Raw genomic sequence first — 15119 nt, 5'->3', positions numbered from 1 at the left:
GACTCTTGCCTATGCAAACCCTGCTCGACACGGCCCACTGCCGCCTGACCCTGTATCGTTACCCACGGCAGAGCCAGGACCCCCTGCAGGCCTGGGATGCGGCGGACGAGTATCTGATAAGCCACCTTGCCGAATCGCAGCAGGCACCTGACGGCCCCGTCATCATCATGAACGACGGCTTCGGCGCCCTGGCCGGCTATCTGCATGCCCACGCCCCCGTCTGCGTGACCGACTCCCACATCAGCGAGCGGGCCACCCTGGCCAATCTGGCGGAAAACGGGCTGGATCCCCACGCCATCACCCTGCAGGATGCCCTGGCCCCCCTGCCCGATGCCCCCGCCCTGGTGGTGATCAAGGTCTCCAAGTATCAGGCGCTGCTGGAGCAGCAACTGCTTGCCCTGCGCGGGGTCGTGACCCCTGCGACCCGCATCATTGCTGCCGGCAAGGCCAAGGACATCCACACCTCCACCCTCAAGCTGTTCGAAAAGTATCTGGGGGAGACCCGCACCTCGCTCGCCTGGAAGAAGGCGCGCCTCATTCACTGCGAGCCACAGGCCGAGCGCCCTGCCCTGATCAACCCCTTCCCGACCGTCTGGCCGCTGGAGGGCACCGACATGCTCATCCACAACCATGCCAACGTGTTTTCGCGCACCAGCCTGGATATCGGCGCCCGCTTCATGCTGGACAATTTGCCGATCCACAGCGCACGCAAGGTGATAGACCTTGGCTGCGGCAACGGGGTGCTGGGTCTCTCGCTGCTGGCAAAGGACAGCGAGGTGGAGGTGACCTTCATCGACGAATCCCACATGGCGGTCGCCTCGGCCCGGCTCAACGTCGAGCACAACCTGCCAGACGCCCTGCCGCGGGCCCACTTCCTGGTCAACAACTGTCTCGACGGCGTGGCGGTCGGGGCGGCGGACAGGATCCTCTGCAATCCCCCCTTCCATCAGTTGCAGGCGATCACCGATCACATCGCCTGGCAGATGTTCACCGACGCACACCGGGTGTTGCCTCAGGGGGGTGAACTCTGGATAGTAGGCAACCGTCATCTGGACTATCACAACAAACTCAAGCGCTTGTTTGCCAACGCACAAGTCGTTGCGTCGAACAGCAAATTCGTTATTTTGAAAGCCATCAAACGCTAAAGGAAACCCATGATGAAAAAGTCACTCTTGCTGCTGGCCGCCCTGGTGCTGGGTGGTTGTGCCACCCACTGGCCGGAGACGGCGCTGCTCAATCCGCAAGTCATCCCCTCCAACCAGCAGTACTACTCTGGCAACCGCATCACCATGGAAGGGGTGGACAAGCGCGAGGCCGCCTATGTCTTCTCCATCAAGAAGAAAGAGAAGGCTCCCGTACTGGTCAACAGCAGCCAGCCCCTCAACAACCTGCTGGCGGAAAAACTGGCGGAAGGGCTGCGCAGCCAGGGTCTCGAAGTGGGCAACAGCGGCACCACCAACCTGACCCTGGCCATCTCCACCGCCGCCGTCACCGTGGAAGAGAAGACCTTCACCTATGTCACCAAGTCCAAGGTCAGCCTGCAGGTGATCGCCGACTTCCAGGGCAACAGACTGACCAAGCAGTTCAACATGTCTTCCAGCAAGGAAGAGCCGGGTGAGCCGACCATGGCCGACCTGGAGTCCATCCTGAACCAGCAACTGGGCAGCGTGCTGCAACAGATCATGGCCGACGAGGCACTGCGCGGTTATCTCAAAGGCCAGCCGAGCTGAGCAAGGAGCATATAAATGAAGACTCTCTGGTTACTGGCCACCCTGATCGCCCCCCTGGCGTTCGCCGGACAAAAAGTCCAGATGGAGACCAACCACGGCAACATAGTGGTGGAGCTGGCCCCCAAGCAGGCGCCACAGACGGTGAAGAACTTCCTGCGCTACGTGGCGGATGGCAGCTATGACGGCAGCCTGTTCCACCGGGTGATCCAGAACTTCGTGGTGCAGGGTGGGGGCTACAACCAGCAGTTCCAGCCGCTGCCAACCTTCGATCCCGTGGTCAACGAGTCCAGAGGCGGCCTGCCCAACAAGCGTGGCAGCATCGCCATGGCCCGCACCCAGGCGGTCGACAGCGCCACCCGCCAGTTCTACTTCAACCTGGTGGACAACGACAACCTCAACGCCAATGCCGGCGCCGGTTATACGGTGTTCGGCCAGGTGGTGCAGGGCATGGAGGTGCTGGACAAGCTGGCTCAGGTCCAGACCGGCTACAGCTCCATCCTGCGTGCCAATGATGTGCCGACCAGCCCCATCATTCTGAAAAAAGTGGTGCTGCTGGCGGACAAATAACGGGGGGCGGATCACATTCCGTCACCACCTGACCCGGGTCACCGGCGCCCCTTTTCTATACTCTGGCCTTGTCCGATGTGGACGGGGTATGGCCAGGCAGAGAGAGGAGGTTCCGGTGACTTGTCACGATTACATTGCCCAACACGCCATTGAGCTGGCTCAGGCGGTTCGTCACTTTTTGGCACGGGAAATGCCCTATCGGCAGCTCGAGGATCTGAGCTGGCAACTCCTCTCCCGCTGGCAGGCCCTGCCCGCCATCCCGATTGACAAAGAGCCCGCCACCGAACAGGAGGGGGTGTTCTGGCACCTGCTCCACAGCCTGCACCTGTGGGACGAGCATCAGCTCGTCACCGACACCTGGCTGCGTCAGCAACTGATGGCCTGCGCCACCTTCCTCGTGGCCGGGGGGCCCTGTCCTCGTCACTGCATTGGCTCACGCCCCTGAATCCCGGGCCGCCCCGTTCGGCTTGCCTTGGCTATCCTCCTCGAACCTGACAAAATGACCCCCTTTTCTCTGAGGAGTCAGGCAGTTGAACAATCTCCGCCCGCCCAGCCACACCCCGGACCGCGCCACAAGCTGGCGAGACGCCCTCGCCGTCTATCTGGAGGCGCGGGTACTCACTCTGTTTGCCATGGGCTTCTCCTCCGGCCTGCCCTTGCTGCTGGTGTTCGGCACCCTCTCCTTCTGGCTGCGCGAAGCCGACGTCAGCCTGACCGACATCGGCTACATGAGCTGGGTGGCGCTGGCCTATGGCTTCAAGTGGCTGTGGTCTCCCCTGGTGGATCGACTGCCGCTGCCGCTGCTCTCCCGGCTGCTGGGACGGCGACGCAGCTGGATGCTGCTCTCCCAGGTGCTGATCGCCCTCTCCCTGGTGGGCATGGCCTATTGCGATCCCAAGACCCAGCTCGCCCAGCTCGCCCTGTTCGCCCTGCTGGTGGCGTTTTGCTCCGCGACACAGGATATCGTCATCGATGCCTACCGCATCGAGTCGGCACCCGAGCGTCTACAAGCGGCCATGGCAGCCTCCTACATGACGGGTTACCGGCTCGCGATGATAATGGCGGGGGCGGGGGCGCTGGCGCTGGCGGCCTGGCTTGGCAGCAACGACAGCTACGACTACCGCGGCTGGCAGCTCACCTACCTGCTGATGGCGGGACTCATGTCCCTCGGCGTCATCACCACACTGCTCAGCCACGAGCCGGATATCGACCTCCATCGCCAGAACGAGCAACAGATGGAGCGCAAGGCGCTGCTGCTCGAGCGGGGTTGGCCCAAGACCCTGGCCGGGCTGGGCGCCTGGACCTATGAAGCCATCTGGTGCCCCTTTGCCGATTTCTTCCGTCGCTACGGCGGCTCGGCCCTGCTGATCCTGGGGCTCATCGCCTGCTATCGCATCTCGGATGTGGTGATGGGGGTGATGTCCAATAGCTTCTATGTGGATCTGCAGTTCAGCAAGACGGAGGTGGCCACCATCACCAAGGTGTATGGCGTCATTATGACGCTGGTGGGGGCGGCCCTGGGGGGCGTGTTGGTGATGCGCTTCGGTACATTGCGCATCCTGTTTCTCGGCGCCGTGCTCACCGCCAGCACCAATCTGCTGTTCGCCCTGCTCAACGAGGTGGGTCACGATCTGGAGCTGCTGACCCTGATCATCTCCCTGGACAACCTCAGCGCCGGCATTGCTACGGCGGCCTTCGTGACCTATCTGTCGAGCCTGACCAATGTCGCCTTCTCGGCGACCCAGTACGCCCTGTTCAGCTCCATCATGTTGCTGATGCCCAAGCTGCTGGCGGGTTTTTCCGGTCAGGTGGTCGAGCAGATCGGCTACAGCAGCTTCTTCATCGGCACCAGTCTGCTCGGCATTCCGGTCATGATACTGATCATCATGGTTGCCAAACGAGGCGATGCTTTGTTACCACAAGCGGACAAATAGCAAGCGTTTGCGCCATTTTGGGGGTGATTAGATTCACAAAACCGGACAAAGTTCCCTGGCTCTTGTTTATCCGATGAATTTATTTGGCTAGAATCCCTTCCGCTCCTTGTGGGCAGGCTACGGAAAACCTCAACTAACGCACAAGAGACCAATAAAATGGCCAAATTTACCAAGACTCTGATCGCTGCCGGTCTGCTGGCTGCATCCGCCACTCCGGCCTTTGCTGCCGATTACAGCGGCGACATCCACAAGAACGACTACAAGTGGTTCCAGTTCAACGTGATGCACACCATCGATCAGCTGCCCTACAGCGAATCTGAAGGTGGTTACAACGATACCTACTTCGAAATGGAGTTTGGTGGCCGCTCTGGTATCTTCGATCTGTACGGTTACGTCGACGTGTTCGACATCTTCCAGAACCGTCACGACGACAAGCACAACCAAGACAACCTGTTCATCAAGTTCGCACCGCGTATCTCCATCGATGCCATGACCGGCAAAGATCTCTCCTTCGGCCCGGTGCAGGAAGTCTACATCGCCAACCTGATCAACGTGGGTGGTCCGGATGGTCTGTTTGAAGCCATGACCGGTCTGGGTGCAGACGTACAAGTGCCCTGGTTCGGCAAGGTTGGCATGAACCTGTATGCCCGTCACGTCAACGAAGGCGGCGGCGAGCAGGGCTGGAACGGCTATCAGTTCTCCATGAACTGGTTCAAGCCTTTCTACACCTTCTCCAACGGCAGCTTCGTAGCCTATCAGGGCTACCTGGATCACCTGTTTGATGCCAAGGACACTTCCACCGACGGTACCGCCATGTTCAACGGCCTGTACTGGCACTCCGACCGCTACGCCGTCGGTTACGGTCTGAAGTACTTCAACGACATCTATGGCATCCAGAACGGTTCCTACGGTCTGAAGACCACTGGTTTCGGCCACTACTTCTCCGTGACCTACAAGTTCTAATCGAACTCGTTACACGGACACAAAAAACCGGAGCAGCTGCTCCGGTTTTTTTATGGCGTTTTCTTGATGGAGGGAGTGGCCAAGGCCCTCCCCCTTCATCATCAATCGCGGAAGTTCTGGAACTGCATCGGCTGACCCAGCTCGGCGCCACGCACCAGTGCCATGGCTTCCTGCAGGTCATCGCGCTTCTTGCCGGTGACGCGCACTTCGTCGCCCTGAATGGCGGCCTGCACCTTGATCTTGGAATCCTTGATAAGCTTCACCACCTTCTTGGCGGTCTCTTTCTCGATCCCCTGCTTGAACTTCACCGTCAGGTGGAAACGCTTGCCGGAGTGAACGCTGTCACCCACGTCCATCGAGCTGTTCTCGATGTTGCGCTTGAGCAGGGCTGCGCGCAGGATCTCGACCATCTGCTTGAGCTGGAAATCCGCATCGGCTTCCAGCTTGACCTCTTCCTTGTTCAATTCGAAGCTGGCTTCTACACCACGAAAATCGAAACGGGTCGCCAGTTCACGATTGGCGTTATCGACGGCGTTCAACACCTCGTTCATTTTGACTTCAGAGACAATATCGAATGACGGCATAGCCGGGCTCCTCATGCTGTACTTCAGGTTGTGCTGACAAAGGGGCAAATCTACCAGAAAATGGGCAAATTTGCTGATTTCGATGGGATTGCTCTGCTAGAATCCCCAGCGCACAGGAATGGCGAGACCCGTTAGTGTCCGCCTAGCGACATCTTCACTTATCCCCGGTAGCGGGTTGCTCGGAATGCAGCCACTACCCTGATTGAGCCTCTCCATGCCAAGCGGATTACGCGACAACAACCTGAAAAACAGTCGACCCCCCTCCTCCCCCCGATGGTCCTTGCTGGGCTGTGGTGCCCTGGGCGGCGTCTTCGCCTCCTTGCTGACCCAAAGTGGCCAGCCGACCCGTGTCCTGCTGAGCGAGCGGCACCGCGCCACCCTACACCCCGGCATCGATTTCACCTCCCTCGAGGGCCACACCCAGCTGCTCGCCATCGAGCGGGGTTTCATCGACAAGCCCGGCGCCATCCAGCGACTGTTGGTGATGACCAAGGCGGGTCAGGTGGTGTCGGCCCTGACGCCCCTGGCAGGCAAGCTGGCGGCAGGGGTTCCCATCGTGCTGCTGCACAATGGCATGGGGATAGCCGAACAGGTGGTGCAGCTGTTTCCGCATAACCCCGTCATTGCCGGTGTCACCAGCCACGGCGCCATGCGCTGCGGTCACTTCGTGTTCCGCCACACCGGCAAGGGCGAGACCTGGCTGGGCCCGGTCAACGACGCGGCCAAAGCCCATGCCCACCTGGCGGATGAACTCGCTCGCGCCCTCGGTCAAGCCGGCTGGGATGAGCAGATCCTGACCCGCCAGTGGCAGAAACTCGCCATCAACTGCGCCATCAACCCGCTCACGGCGCTTTACAAGCTAAAGAATGGCGAGCTGGCCGGCCCCCGCTTTGCCGATGTGCTGCAACAGATCTGCGTGGAAGTCGCCGACGTGATGCAGGCCGAAGGCCAGCCCACCGGCAGCGACGAGCTGCTGCGCCGGGTGATGACTGTGGTGGAACTCACCGCCGACAATTACTCTTCCATGTATCAGGACATGGAGCAGGGGCGTGAGACCGAGATCGAGTCCATCACCGGCTTCCTGCTCGGCAAGGCCGCCGCCCACGGCATCGCGGTGCCGGTCAATCAGGGCCTCTATCAGGCCGTCAAAGAGAAGCGCTGAGCCCGGGATCGCGGGCGATGGAGGAGTACAGGATGAGCGTGCTGGTACTGGTAGCCCCGGGGTCGGAAGAGATAGAGACGGTCGCCATCGTCGACACCCTGGTGCGCGGCGGTATAGAGGTGGTGCTGGCCTCCTGCTGCCCGGCGGGGCAGCGCCAGATCCGCGCCTCCCGCGGCGTACAGATTGTGGCCGATTGCCACCTCGACGAGCTGACGACCCGCGACTTCGAACTCATCGTCGTGCCAGGTGGCCTGCCCGGCAGCGAGGTGATCCGCGATACGCCGCTCGCCATCGACCTGCTGAAGGAGCAGGCGGCGCTGGGCCGCTGGCGCGCTGCCATCTGCGCCGCCCCCGCAGTGGTGCTGCACCATCACGGCTTGCTGGGGGATGCCAGTGCCACCTGTCACCCGGCCTTTCAGGCCCGCCTGCCCGCCGCGCAACTGAGCACGGCCCGGGTGGTGCGGGATGATGCCCATCGTCTCATCACCAGCCAGGGCCCAGGCACCGCCATCGAGTTTGCCCTCGAGCTGGTGCGGGTGTTGCGTGGCGATGAAACCGCCCGTGCGGTAGCCGAGCCCATGGTGTTGCCATAGGCTCAGGTTGTAGGGCGGCCGATTATCTTTCAGCCGCTCTTGTACCACCCCAAGAAAGATCCGCCCATCGACGCCATCTCGATGGGGGGGTTATCAAACGACAACCTGCATCTTAAGATCTGCTCTTCCGCTAATACTTCGCTATTGAACTATTCATTTCGCGACAAGAGCGTTGCAATCCAACAGGATATACTCGCTCTTTATCCGTCCTGTCGGCAAATCGTGCCTGCGCTAGTCAACCGGCACCACATCTGTCTTGGGCTGTTTGGCGCGGTAGGCATCCATGATGGGAGCCCAATCCATCCCGCTAGGAACTGGGAATTGCTTGAATAGCTCACCATATTTCTTGTCGAAATCATCCATACCATATTGGCGCGCTATCGGTACTCTCTGGTCATACCAATCATCGGTCACCTCTTCGGCAATACCACGAGCAAGCAGAATATCTGGCTTAACATTTAGCCTATCTCCCTTAAGTAACACCTCAAAATAGCCGCCTGGCGCTAGGCCAAAATAGAGCCAGCTACGGCGGTCATAACGACCCTCAACAGAGTAGACCTGGCGCATCTGCTGCTCCAGATTGGCAGGCAAGTCCACCTTTATGCGGTAGCGCTTGCGATCATGGAAGGAAACCATCTCAATCACCGCTTTATCGGGGATGGGAACACCGTCGGTAGGCAGGCCACCACCACCCGCCCAATAGTAACGCTGTCCCTTGATTCTGTCGGCAAGTAGACCTCCAGCTCCGCCACCTGCCAAACGGTCGGCATAAACTTGTTTCCCTCCAAGATAGAACTCTGTCTTGGTGTTCTTAGTAAGATCTATATTGCTGCCTGTACCATAATCCCAAGCAAATTTAGGCAGAGATTGGGGTGCCGCACAGGCCATCAATGACAGGCAAAACCCCAACAATGCGACAATATATTTCATCTTTGTGTTTCCTTGTTCCCTATCAGCTTACGTCTCTCCTTGCTGATGCTGGACTCATATTTATTAGTATTGGCCGGATTGGCGATGCCCTGGTTGCTGGCACTGTGGTGCAGATAGTCACGACGCAAGGCACGATAAATGTCGGGCGATAATTGATGGGTCAAGTTCTTGGCAACCTTCTGTTCGATAGCGGATAGCGCCCAAAGTTTATCCAATGCCTTCAAGTCAGCCTCTGGCCGTTTAATAGAGAGCGGTTCAAGTTGCAATGCCCTATCATCCGGCATCCATGGTTTAAACGGCACCCCCACGGCACGGCCCGCCTCAACCATCATATGCAGCGGAATGCGGGAGTATTCCCCCTCAACTACCCTGCTCATCAGCACCTCCACATAGACCGATTTTTTGCCGGGGCCTGTGCCATTTTTCCCCTCGGGACGCCGGAAGGAGTAAGGTTTCAGGCTGATCGCCCCCAGCGGCGGCACAGAGCCACGAGGCAGGTTGGGGTTGATACGAGTGACCCAGCCCAACGTTCGTTTCTCCTCGGCATACGCCTTGGCTTTTTGATAGGCACTGCTCTCGGCATCTGGTGTTGTAACAGTTTCCACACTCATAAAACGCTCCAACTCAATGCACTCGATCAGGGCTGGATCGCTGTTGGGATTACTCAAGCTCCAGCGGCTATAGTAACCACCACCTATGTCAGAGTGAGCCCCCGGTAGCGCCAGCTCAGTAAAGTGAGCAGGAGGACTGGTGCCTGCAGCATCTTCTGTAATGCGTGATAGCGGGAAGTATTTGCGAACTTCATCCAACGCGGTGAGATGTACCACCCGCTCTGCACAATCCGCTTTGAGTTGAATATTGACACTGCGGTTGTAAGAGGAAACAACGGTATCGAACAGCCCCACAAAGGTGAAGCGCACATCGTCGCGGCTAGCCCAGTCAAAACCTGCCTTTAGGGGAATATTCGGGCTATTCGCCATAGCTTGCACCAAGGGGTGATCAGCTTTTTGGTCTATCACATTTACAAAGTGGCGGGCAGCAGCAGCACCTCTGCTAAACCCAAACACATCAAACTCGATACGATGGATACAATCCACATCAACTAAAATCTCGCCCAAATCCCGATTGATCGAGCGAACTATGCTCTGCTGACATGCTACTTCTACCTTTCCGATAATAGAGGTGCTCTCCCCACCAAAATCGAGATCAAATCCCTGGGTCAGGGTGTCATCCGAACGATATTCAAGGCCATTTTCTCCTGCGATTGGGTCGCGAGTCCCAATGCCACTGATATAGCTGTGAGCCACCAACGGGCCTGCTGCGATGTCATATTGCTCAAACAACTTGCCCACATTGGTCACATCATTGGCGGAGCTACCTTCAACCGGGCTTTGCCCCATCTGGCAGCCCTGTAGCTCTTTCTCCCGCTGCGCCGGATCTGAGCAGGTTTCCAGAAGCCACTGCTCTACTTTTTGCAACCCAGCCTGGGCGTTGTGGGTGTTGTTACCCGTGCCGTCAAAAAACACCCCAATCCGCAAGATATTGATCTGATAGCCTTTCACTTCAATCACATAGGAGTGCTTGGTGAAAAAGCGAGGAGGCTGAGCCTGTCCTGCCTGATGTCCTTTCGGTAGCGGCTGTTCTGGCTCGGTGAGACAAAGGTCGCCGGTGGTCACCTTGATATGCTCTCGTTTGACGTCGCAGTGCCCGAAGAGTTTGTCGGTATAAGCGGGTACCTGTGTGGCCTCACCCTCCTTGAGGACCTCACGGGACTGCGCCGCCTTGAGCCAGGCTGGCGTCTCGATTTTTACTGTCACCGGGCCAACTGCAAAACCTCGCACCAAGGTGGGCCCATCTTTCAGGGTGACCATCTCTGACTTGCCGGTTTCGTCTGTCAAAGTGACCTTGAGCCCCTTGAACGAGCAATTGTGCTCATCGCGAATGTCTACCTCTATCCAGTTATCATAACGTTCGCAAGGGATACAGTGGGGATCTGCCGCCATCAGGATACTCCTGTCAATTCGTGATGTTTGTTCAGCCAGTTGGCTACCTGAGCCAGCTCATCGTCGGTCAGCATCAATGGTCCCCGTATCTCTTCAAGAGCCAGATTGGCCTGCAAGGCCAAGGCGCCAGCCACCACACCATCGCGCACATCCTCTTGCAGCCCATCCTGATTGGCCTGTTTGAGTGTGGTTAAAATGGTCCCGGCCGGGTCAGGATGGCGCTCCATCATAGCCGTCATGGTCTGCCATAACCGCCGCCGCAAGATGTAGGCATGACGGTTCTCGTCGTAAAGTCCAACCAGATGATGAGACCGGATATGAAACCAGGGGGTTTGCAATGCGGGTTGGAACCGGGCATGAGGTGTGCGAGAGAAGGCCTTGCCATGGATCCAAAGCCCGGAACAGGGCCCCAGCACACTATCGCGTTCATCAGGGGTCATGGCGCTGAGCATAGGCAGAAAAACACGCGGGTCAGAGAAACGAAGCCAGACTGCTTCTCCCTCGCGTATCGCTTCTATCAGGCTCTGCCAATGACGACGAATCAGCTCCACTGATTGGTCACTGATCAGGTAGAAGCCGTTCAGGACAGGATTAGCAGTCATGAACTCAGTGGAAGGTGCAGGTAACAACCAGGGCCCCAACGCAGACTGCTCATCGAAAGCGGTACCGGCAAAAAGTGGATTGGCATTCTCTCCATCATAGGTATAGAAATCCGCCACGGCTGACACCGCCTGGGCTCCATCGATGACGGCATACCTCTCACCCGCTTGCTCGCCAGCGAGCCAATCAGATAACGTCATAATACGGATACCTCAATCAGTCGCTTGATCCTGCTGCGGTTATCCGATGCATTGTCAGAGGTTGGAATCGTATTGAGCAAGGTGTCGAAATCGCCGCTCATGGAGGAAACTACCCGATCGACCCTTAGCCTGGTCTGCGTCGGAAACAGCATCTCAGCTTCCCCCTTGAAGTGCGCAGCATCCCCCAGCAGACGACCACCATGACCGGCGGGCAGGCGGATCCTCAACAAGGTGTCGTTGACCCAAGCCTTGTCCGGTGAGGTACTCATGAATCCTGGCTCAACAATGATATTGCCCACCCCGGTGAACTGATCTTTCAGGGCTGCGAGCTCCGGCTTGTCCAGCGCCAACCCCCGGTACACGAAGTACAAATCGGGTGAGGCCGGCAATTTCGCCAGACCAGCCTCCACATCGGCTACATAGGCCTTCATTGCCTGGTCGAACTCACTCCTGGATGTCGGTTCATCATTCAAATAACTGCGGCTAAGCAGGGTATCGACGGCCTCTCGCTGCTTGTAGGGGCGATCCCGCAAATAGTTATTGAGCAATGTGTACCCCTGCGCCGAATAGTATCTGAGCGCTTCATCCGCTTTGGATATCTCTACCGTCGCCCACTTCTTTGCCAGCTTTTTGCCCTCCCCTTTGGCCGCAACGGGTGGCGGCGGCGGTGGCATCGATGGCCCTCCGGAAAGCTGGCGTGGCGCAGGTGGTGGCACTGGTGGCCCCCCGGCAAACTGGGGTGGGGCGGGTGGTGGTGGCGCGAGCGGACAAAACTTGGCCAGCGGTGCCATGGACTCCATGCTCTTGTGAATGGCCGGGACTGGCAAAGTTGCCGGTGGTGGTGCTGGCACCTCAACATTGCCTGGCAGAATGGGGGCCTTGCCCCCCCAACCAGAGCCTGACCCCGGGCTGCCACCTGAGTTCATCTTGATGGAGCCGCCGGAAAGCGTGACTCCGCCAGCATCCAGCTTCACAAAGCTGCCACCCACTTTGAGCGTCAGCTCGGCCCCCGCCTCCATCACGATTTTCATACCCGCCTTGTGGTGCACCTCGCTACCTGCATCAACCAGCAGGGACTGGCCCAGTTTCTGGTGCAGGCTGGCATCCACGCTGAGCGAGTAGTCCCCCTTGATCTGGTCGCGCTTCTCGCCTTCCACCGTCAGGTGGTCATTGGCCTTGATGCGGGTGACTCGCTCGTTGTCGATATCGGCGTGCTGGTCATGCTTGATATGCCAAGCGGCGTCGTTCTCGATAAGCAGGTTCAGGTCTTTCTGACCGTGGATGTAGATCTCTTCCTGCCCAGCCTGGTCTTCGAAGCGCAGCTCGTTGAACCCCTCCCCCTGGTGGGTTTCGGTGCGCAGCACGGTGCGGGTCTTGTTGGCTGGCAACTCGTACGGCGGGCGGTTGGTGGCGTGGAAGGTGCGACCCGTGACGATGGGCTGGTCCGGGTCCCCTTCGAGGAAACTCACGATGACCTCGTGGCCGATGCGCGGGATGGCCATCATGCCGTATTGACCCCCCGCCCAGCCCTGAGATACCCGCACCCAGCAGGAGCTCTGGTCGTTGGAACTGCCATAGCGGTCCCAGGGGAATTGCAACTTCACCCGGCCGTGCTCGTCGCAGTAAATCTCCTCCCCCTCCGGGCCCACCACCATGGCGATTTGCGGACCGTCCACCATGGGCCTGGCCGGCATCAGCGCTCGCCAGGTAGTGCTCGCTTTCACCACCCCAAATTCGTTGTGGTAGACGGTGGGACCGCTACCCCCCTCCTCCTCCAGCGCCTGCGGCTGCAAGCCGGTGTGCTGGATGCACACGATTTGCCAGTCGGTGTTGAGGCTGCCGTTGGGGTGCTCGGTCAGCGAGAAGGTCTGACCCGGCAGCAGGGCCGCGCAGTTGGACTTGCCACTGCCAGCCACCGCGTCGTTGCGCAGCGCATCGAGCCTGTGCTGGGCAAAGGCCTTGCCGCTCGGGTCCAGCTTGTAGCGGCCCGGGTAGTCGAAGTGCTGGTAGGTGTCGCGCTGGTGCGCAAGCTCTGCCCCCACCTTCTTGTGGGAGAGACCATAGGCCGGCGTCTTGAAGCTGTAGTCTTTGAGTTCGACATCGCTTGGCCGCACCGCCTCGTGGTAGTGGAACTGCCGCACATAGGGGCCCTGCTCAAGAGAACGGTTACCCAGGTTGAAGAAGAGCTCGGGGCCGGCGGTCAGCGCCGCCGCGTCATCGGCAAATACGATGCGGTGCTTGCCCGCTTCAAACTCGTGGAAGTAGAACATGCCCTCTTCGGCGGCGAGGCGGTTCACGAAATCGAGGTCGGTTTCGCGATACTGAACGCAGTATTCCCGCTTGGCGTGCTCGTTCTTGAGGGCAAAGACGTAATCAGTGATGCCGTGTTCTTGCAAAAGAATGGAGAGGATTTCATCAGGCTTCTGCGCCTGGAAGATGCGGGCGTTCTGGCGAAGGGATAGCCGCCACAGCGCCGGTTTCACCTCCAGGGTGTAGCGGGTGCGGCGAAAGCCGCTGTCACCTTGGGCAAACTCACTCACCACACCGCACACCCGCCGCTGCAACTCGCCGTTGTACCACACCATCAACTCGCACGGCTGGTCCAGCACGGCGCCAAAGTCGATGTCGGGCTGGCTGCTCGCCAGCTCCAGGCGCAGGTTGAATGGTTGGTTCAACTCCTCGTCCAGGGCAAACTCGGCCACCACCAAGGTGCTCTCGGGCAGAGTCCCCACCTTGACGGTAAATTGTAATCCTGTGCTGTCTGCCATCAGTGACTCCTTATCCTGCCTGTCCGCTGCTTGCGACTATCACCACACCGCCGATGACGGCTCCCCGACTGGCAACCCGGTATCAAAAAACCCAGGACCAATACCTCCTCCCGAGAGGCTGCACGGACGGGGGATTGTCGTGGAGGCCAGCGGATCCCCCGGCCAGGCCACCGGCTTGCCATCCAGGAATAGATCCGGACTGGCGGCAACTATCAGGGAGGGATGAAAATCCTCGTGGTCGGTGCCGATGCCACCGATCAACCCAATGGTGGGACACATCACGGCTGGCCTCTGTTGTGTTTTGCCATAAAGCCGCCTTGTGGCCATATGGCAAAGCACAAAAGCTCCGACCACATCCGGTTGAACGGGTCGGAGAAAGCTTGCACGGGTCTGGCGACCGCTGACACTGACGACGCCAGAACCCTGGGGCACTACAAAGGAATAACGTTGATAAAAAATCGGGGCTTATGCCTCGATGGGGGCACGCCAGTCATCGGCGCCAGAGGTGCCGGCTACTGTGTGTTCCCAGTCAATCTTGCGATAGGCCATGGAGACCTGGATCAGCTGGGTGAAGTCAGACTTCGCCGGATCCTGGCAGTGTGGCATCTGGCAGTCGATGTCGACGATGGTGGCATCGGTCAGCACGGTAGAGAAGAAGTGTTCCTGCTTGCCCTCCACCGAGGTGCGGTACCACTTCAGGGTCACTTTCGGCAGCATCTCGCCGGAAGCCAGGGAGTTGTACATCAGCGGTACGGCCTTGTTCAGGGCCACGGTGAACTTGAACGGCTTGTGAACACGCTGACCGGCGGGCTGGCCGGATTGCGGATCGGTCGGCACGGTAACGACGTGCAGGAACTCTTGGACCAGCATCTCGTCTTCGTGACCCTGCACGAAGATGTTGCCGACGGAGTCGGAGGTGAAGGCACCAGCGGTGATGTTGCCCTGGGTTTTACCTTCGATGCTGATATAACATGGAGTTGGCATGAGTTTGCTCCTGATGGGTTGAACGGTAATGACACTCGACCGAAACCATTAGCAGTGACCATGCCATTCTTTTTAATTGAGCAATTTCAATAAGTTAACAT

The 15119-nt window shown here is 58.9% G+C and carries 14 protein-coding genes and 1 pseudogene; 8 read left to right on the top strand and 7 right to left on the bottom strand.

The genetic code is table 11. From position 1 onward, the window contains the following. Positions 1-11: 11 nt before the first annotated feature. The 6 genes from PG898_RS01230 to PG898_RS01205 all read left to right on the top strand — a co-directional run bounded on the left by PG898_RS01230 (position 12) and on the right by PG898_RS01205 (position 5194). Complete coding sequence (locus tag PG898_RS01230; RefSeq protein ID WP_270823353.1) at positions 12-1145, top strand: methyltransferase; 1134 nt, start codon at positions 12-14, stop codon at positions 1143-1145. A gap of 12 nt (positions 1146-1157) precedes the next feature. Beyond that, the gene (locus tag PG898_RS01225; RefSeq protein WP_042649552.1) at positions 1158-1730 is read left to right on the top strand and encodes a YajG family lipoprotein; all 573 of its coding nucleotides are present in this window, start codon (positions 1158-1160) and stop codon (positions 1728-1730) included. Between the two features lie 15 nt (positions 1731-1745). Further along, positions 1746-2297: a peptidylprolyl isomerase gene (locus PG898_RS01220; protein ID WP_005330697.1), complete on the top strand. Its 552-nt coding sequence runs from the start codon at positions 1746-1748 to the stop codon at positions 2295-2297. Between the two features lie 115 nt (positions 2298-2412). After that, positions 2413-2742 (top strand): hypothetical protein, encoded by a 330-nt coding sequence (locus PG898_RS01215; protein WP_202046959.1) that lies wholly within the window; start codon positions 2413-2415, stop codon positions 2740-2742. Positions 2743-2827: 85 nt separating this feature from the next. After that, positions 2828-4231, top strand: coding sequence for an AmpG family muropeptide MFS transporter (locus PG898_RS01210; protein WP_139751338.1), 1404 nt, complete (start codon positions 2828-2830; stop codon positions 4229-4231). Positions 4232-4387: 156 nt separating this feature from the next. Next, positions 4388-5194: a nucleoside-specific channel-forming Tsx family protein gene (locus PG898_RS01205; RefSeq protein ID WP_005330693.1), complete on the top strand. Its 807-nt coding sequence runs from the start codon at positions 4388-4390 to the stop codon at positions 5192-5194. Between the two features lie 101 nt (positions 5195-5295). On the opposite strand, the gene PG898_RS01200 is transcribed toward PG898_RS01205, so the two are convergent. Beyond that, complete coding sequence (locus PG898_RS01200) at positions 5296-5778, bottom strand: YajQ family cyclic di-GMP-binding protein (protein WP_041206278.1); 483 nt, start codon at positions 5776-5778, stop codon at positions 5296-5298. A 214-nt stretch (positions 5779-5992) separates the two neighbouring features. Here PG898_RS01200 and PG898_RS01195 point away from each other — a divergent pair, with 214 nt between their 5' ends. Both PG898_RS01195 and PG898_RS01190 read left to right on the top strand, forming a co-directional pair. Beyond that, the gene (locus PG898_RS01195) at positions 5993-6940 is read left to right on the top strand and encodes a ketopantoate reductase family protein (protein ID WP_270823351.1); all 948 of its coding nucleotides are present in this window, start codon (positions 5993-5995) and stop codon (positions 6938-6940) included. Positions 6941-6972: 32 nt separating this feature from the next. Beyond that, positions 6973-7533 carry a DJ-1 family glyoxalase III gene (locus PG898_RS01190; RefSeq protein WP_270823350.1) on the top strand — a complete coding sequence of 187 codons (561 nt, stop codon included), beginning with the start codon at positions 6973-6975 and terminating at the stop codon, positions 7531-7533. Between the two features lie 231 nt (positions 7534-7764). Here PG898_RS01190 and PG898_RS01185 read toward each other — a convergent pair whose 3' ends face one another. From PG898_RS01185 to hcp1, 6 genes and pseudogenes are all read right to left on the bottom strand, one after another. After that, on the bottom strand, positions 7765-8463 hold the full coding sequence (locus tag PG898_RS01185) for a DUF2931 family protein (protein WP_182786116.1): 699 nt from the start codon (positions 8461-8463) through the stop codon (positions 7765-7767). Next, on the bottom strand, positions 8460-10466 hold the full coding sequence (locus PG898_RS01180) for a T6SS phospholipase effector Tle1-like catalytic domain-containing protein (RefSeq protein ID WP_270823349.1): 2007 nt from the start codon (positions 10464-10466) through the stop codon (positions 8460-8462). The genes PG898_RS01185 and PG898_RS01180 overlap by 4 nt, the downstream gene beginning before the upstream one ends. Next, positions 10466-11266 carry a DUF4123 domain-containing protein gene (locus PG898_RS01175; protein WP_041206280.1) on the bottom strand — a complete coding sequence of 267 codons (801 nt, stop codon included), beginning with the start codon at positions 11264-11266 and terminating at the stop codon, positions 10466-10468. Before PG898_RS01175 ends, PG898_RS01180 begins: the two co-directional genes overlap by 1 nt. After that, positions 11263-11940 carry an ADP-ribosyltransferase gene (locus tag PG898_RS01170; RefSeq protein WP_270823415.1) on the bottom strand — a complete coding sequence of 226 codons (678 nt, stop codon included), beginning with the start codon at positions 11938-11940 and terminating at the stop codon, positions 11263-11265. The genes PG898_RS01175 and PG898_RS01170 overlap by 4 nt, the downstream gene beginning before the upstream one ends. A gap of 102 nt (positions 11941-12042) precedes the next feature. After that, positions 12043-14034: pseudogene (locus PG898_RS01165) on the bottom strand (type VI secretion system Vgr family protein); the annotation flags it as partial. Between the two features lie 465 nt (positions 14035-14499). Beyond that, positions 14500-15018: a type VI secretion system effector Hcp1 gene (hcp1, locus tag PG898_RS01160; RefSeq protein ID WP_270823348.1), complete on the bottom strand. Its 519-nt coding sequence runs from the start codon at positions 15016-15018 to the stop codon at positions 14500-14502. Between the last annotated feature and the right edge of the window lie 101 nt (positions 15019-15119).

It is taken from the genome of Aeromonas sp. QDB31, from assembly GCF_027707605.1.
GTDB classification, from domain to species: Bacteria; Pseudomonadota; Gammaproteobacteria; order Enterobacterales; family Aeromonadaceae; genus Aeromonas; species Aeromonas media.
The sequence above is the reverse complement of the archived record's forward strand: the minus strand, read 5'-3'. Positions and strand labels throughout refer to the sequence as shown.

Excerpts from the sequence above, each read along its gene's own strand:
- PG898_RS01230 (WP_270823353.1), top strand. The coding sequence starts at position 12 with ATGCAAACCCTGCTCGACACGGCCCACTGCCGCCTGACCCTGTATCGT.
- PG898_RS01225 (WP_042649552.1), top strand. The coding sequence starts at position 1,158 with ATGAAAAAGTCACTCTTGCTGCTGGCCGCCCTGGTGCTGGGTGGTTGT.
- PG898_RS01220 (WP_005330697.1), top strand. The coding sequence starts at position 1,746 with ATGAAGACTCTCTGGTTACTGGCCACCCTGATCGCCCCCCTGGCGTTC.
- PG898_RS01205 (WP_005330693.1), top strand. The coding sequence starts at position 4,388 with ATGGCCAAATTTACCAAGACTCTGATCGCTGCCGGTCTGCTGGCTGCA.
- PG898_RS01200 (WP_041206278.1), bottom strand. The coding sequence starts at position 5,778 with ATGCCGTCATTCGATATTGTCTCTGAAGTCAAAATGAACGAGGTGTTG.
- PG898_RS01195 (WP_270823351.1), top strand. The coding sequence starts at position 5,993 with ATGCCAAGCGGATTACGCGACAACAACCTGAAAAACAGTCGACCCCCC.
- PG898_RS01190 (WP_270823350.1), top strand. The coding sequence starts at position 6,973 with ATGAGCGTGCTGGTACTGGTAGCCCCGGGGTCGGAAGAGATAGAGACG.
- PG898_RS01185 (WP_182786116.1), bottom strand. The coding sequence starts at position 8,463 with ATGAAATATATTGTCGCATTGTTGGGGTTTTGCCTGTCATTGATGGCC.
- PG898_RS01180 (WP_270823349.1), bottom strand. The coding sequence starts at position 10,466 with ATGGCGGCAGATCCCCACTGTATCCCTTGCGAACGTTATGATAACTGG.
- PG898_RS01175 (WP_041206280.1), bottom strand. The coding sequence starts at position 11,266 with ATGACGTTATCTGATTGGCTCGCTGGCGAGCAAGCGGGTGAGAGGTAT.
- PG898_RS01170 (WP_270823415.1), bottom strand. The coding sequence starts at position 11,940 with ATGCCACCGCCGCCGCCACCCGTTGCGGCCAAAGGGGAGGGCAAAAAG.
- hcp1 (WP_270823348.1), bottom strand. The coding sequence starts at position 15,018 with ATGCCAACTCCATGTTATATCAGCATCGAAGGTAAAACCCAGGGCAAC.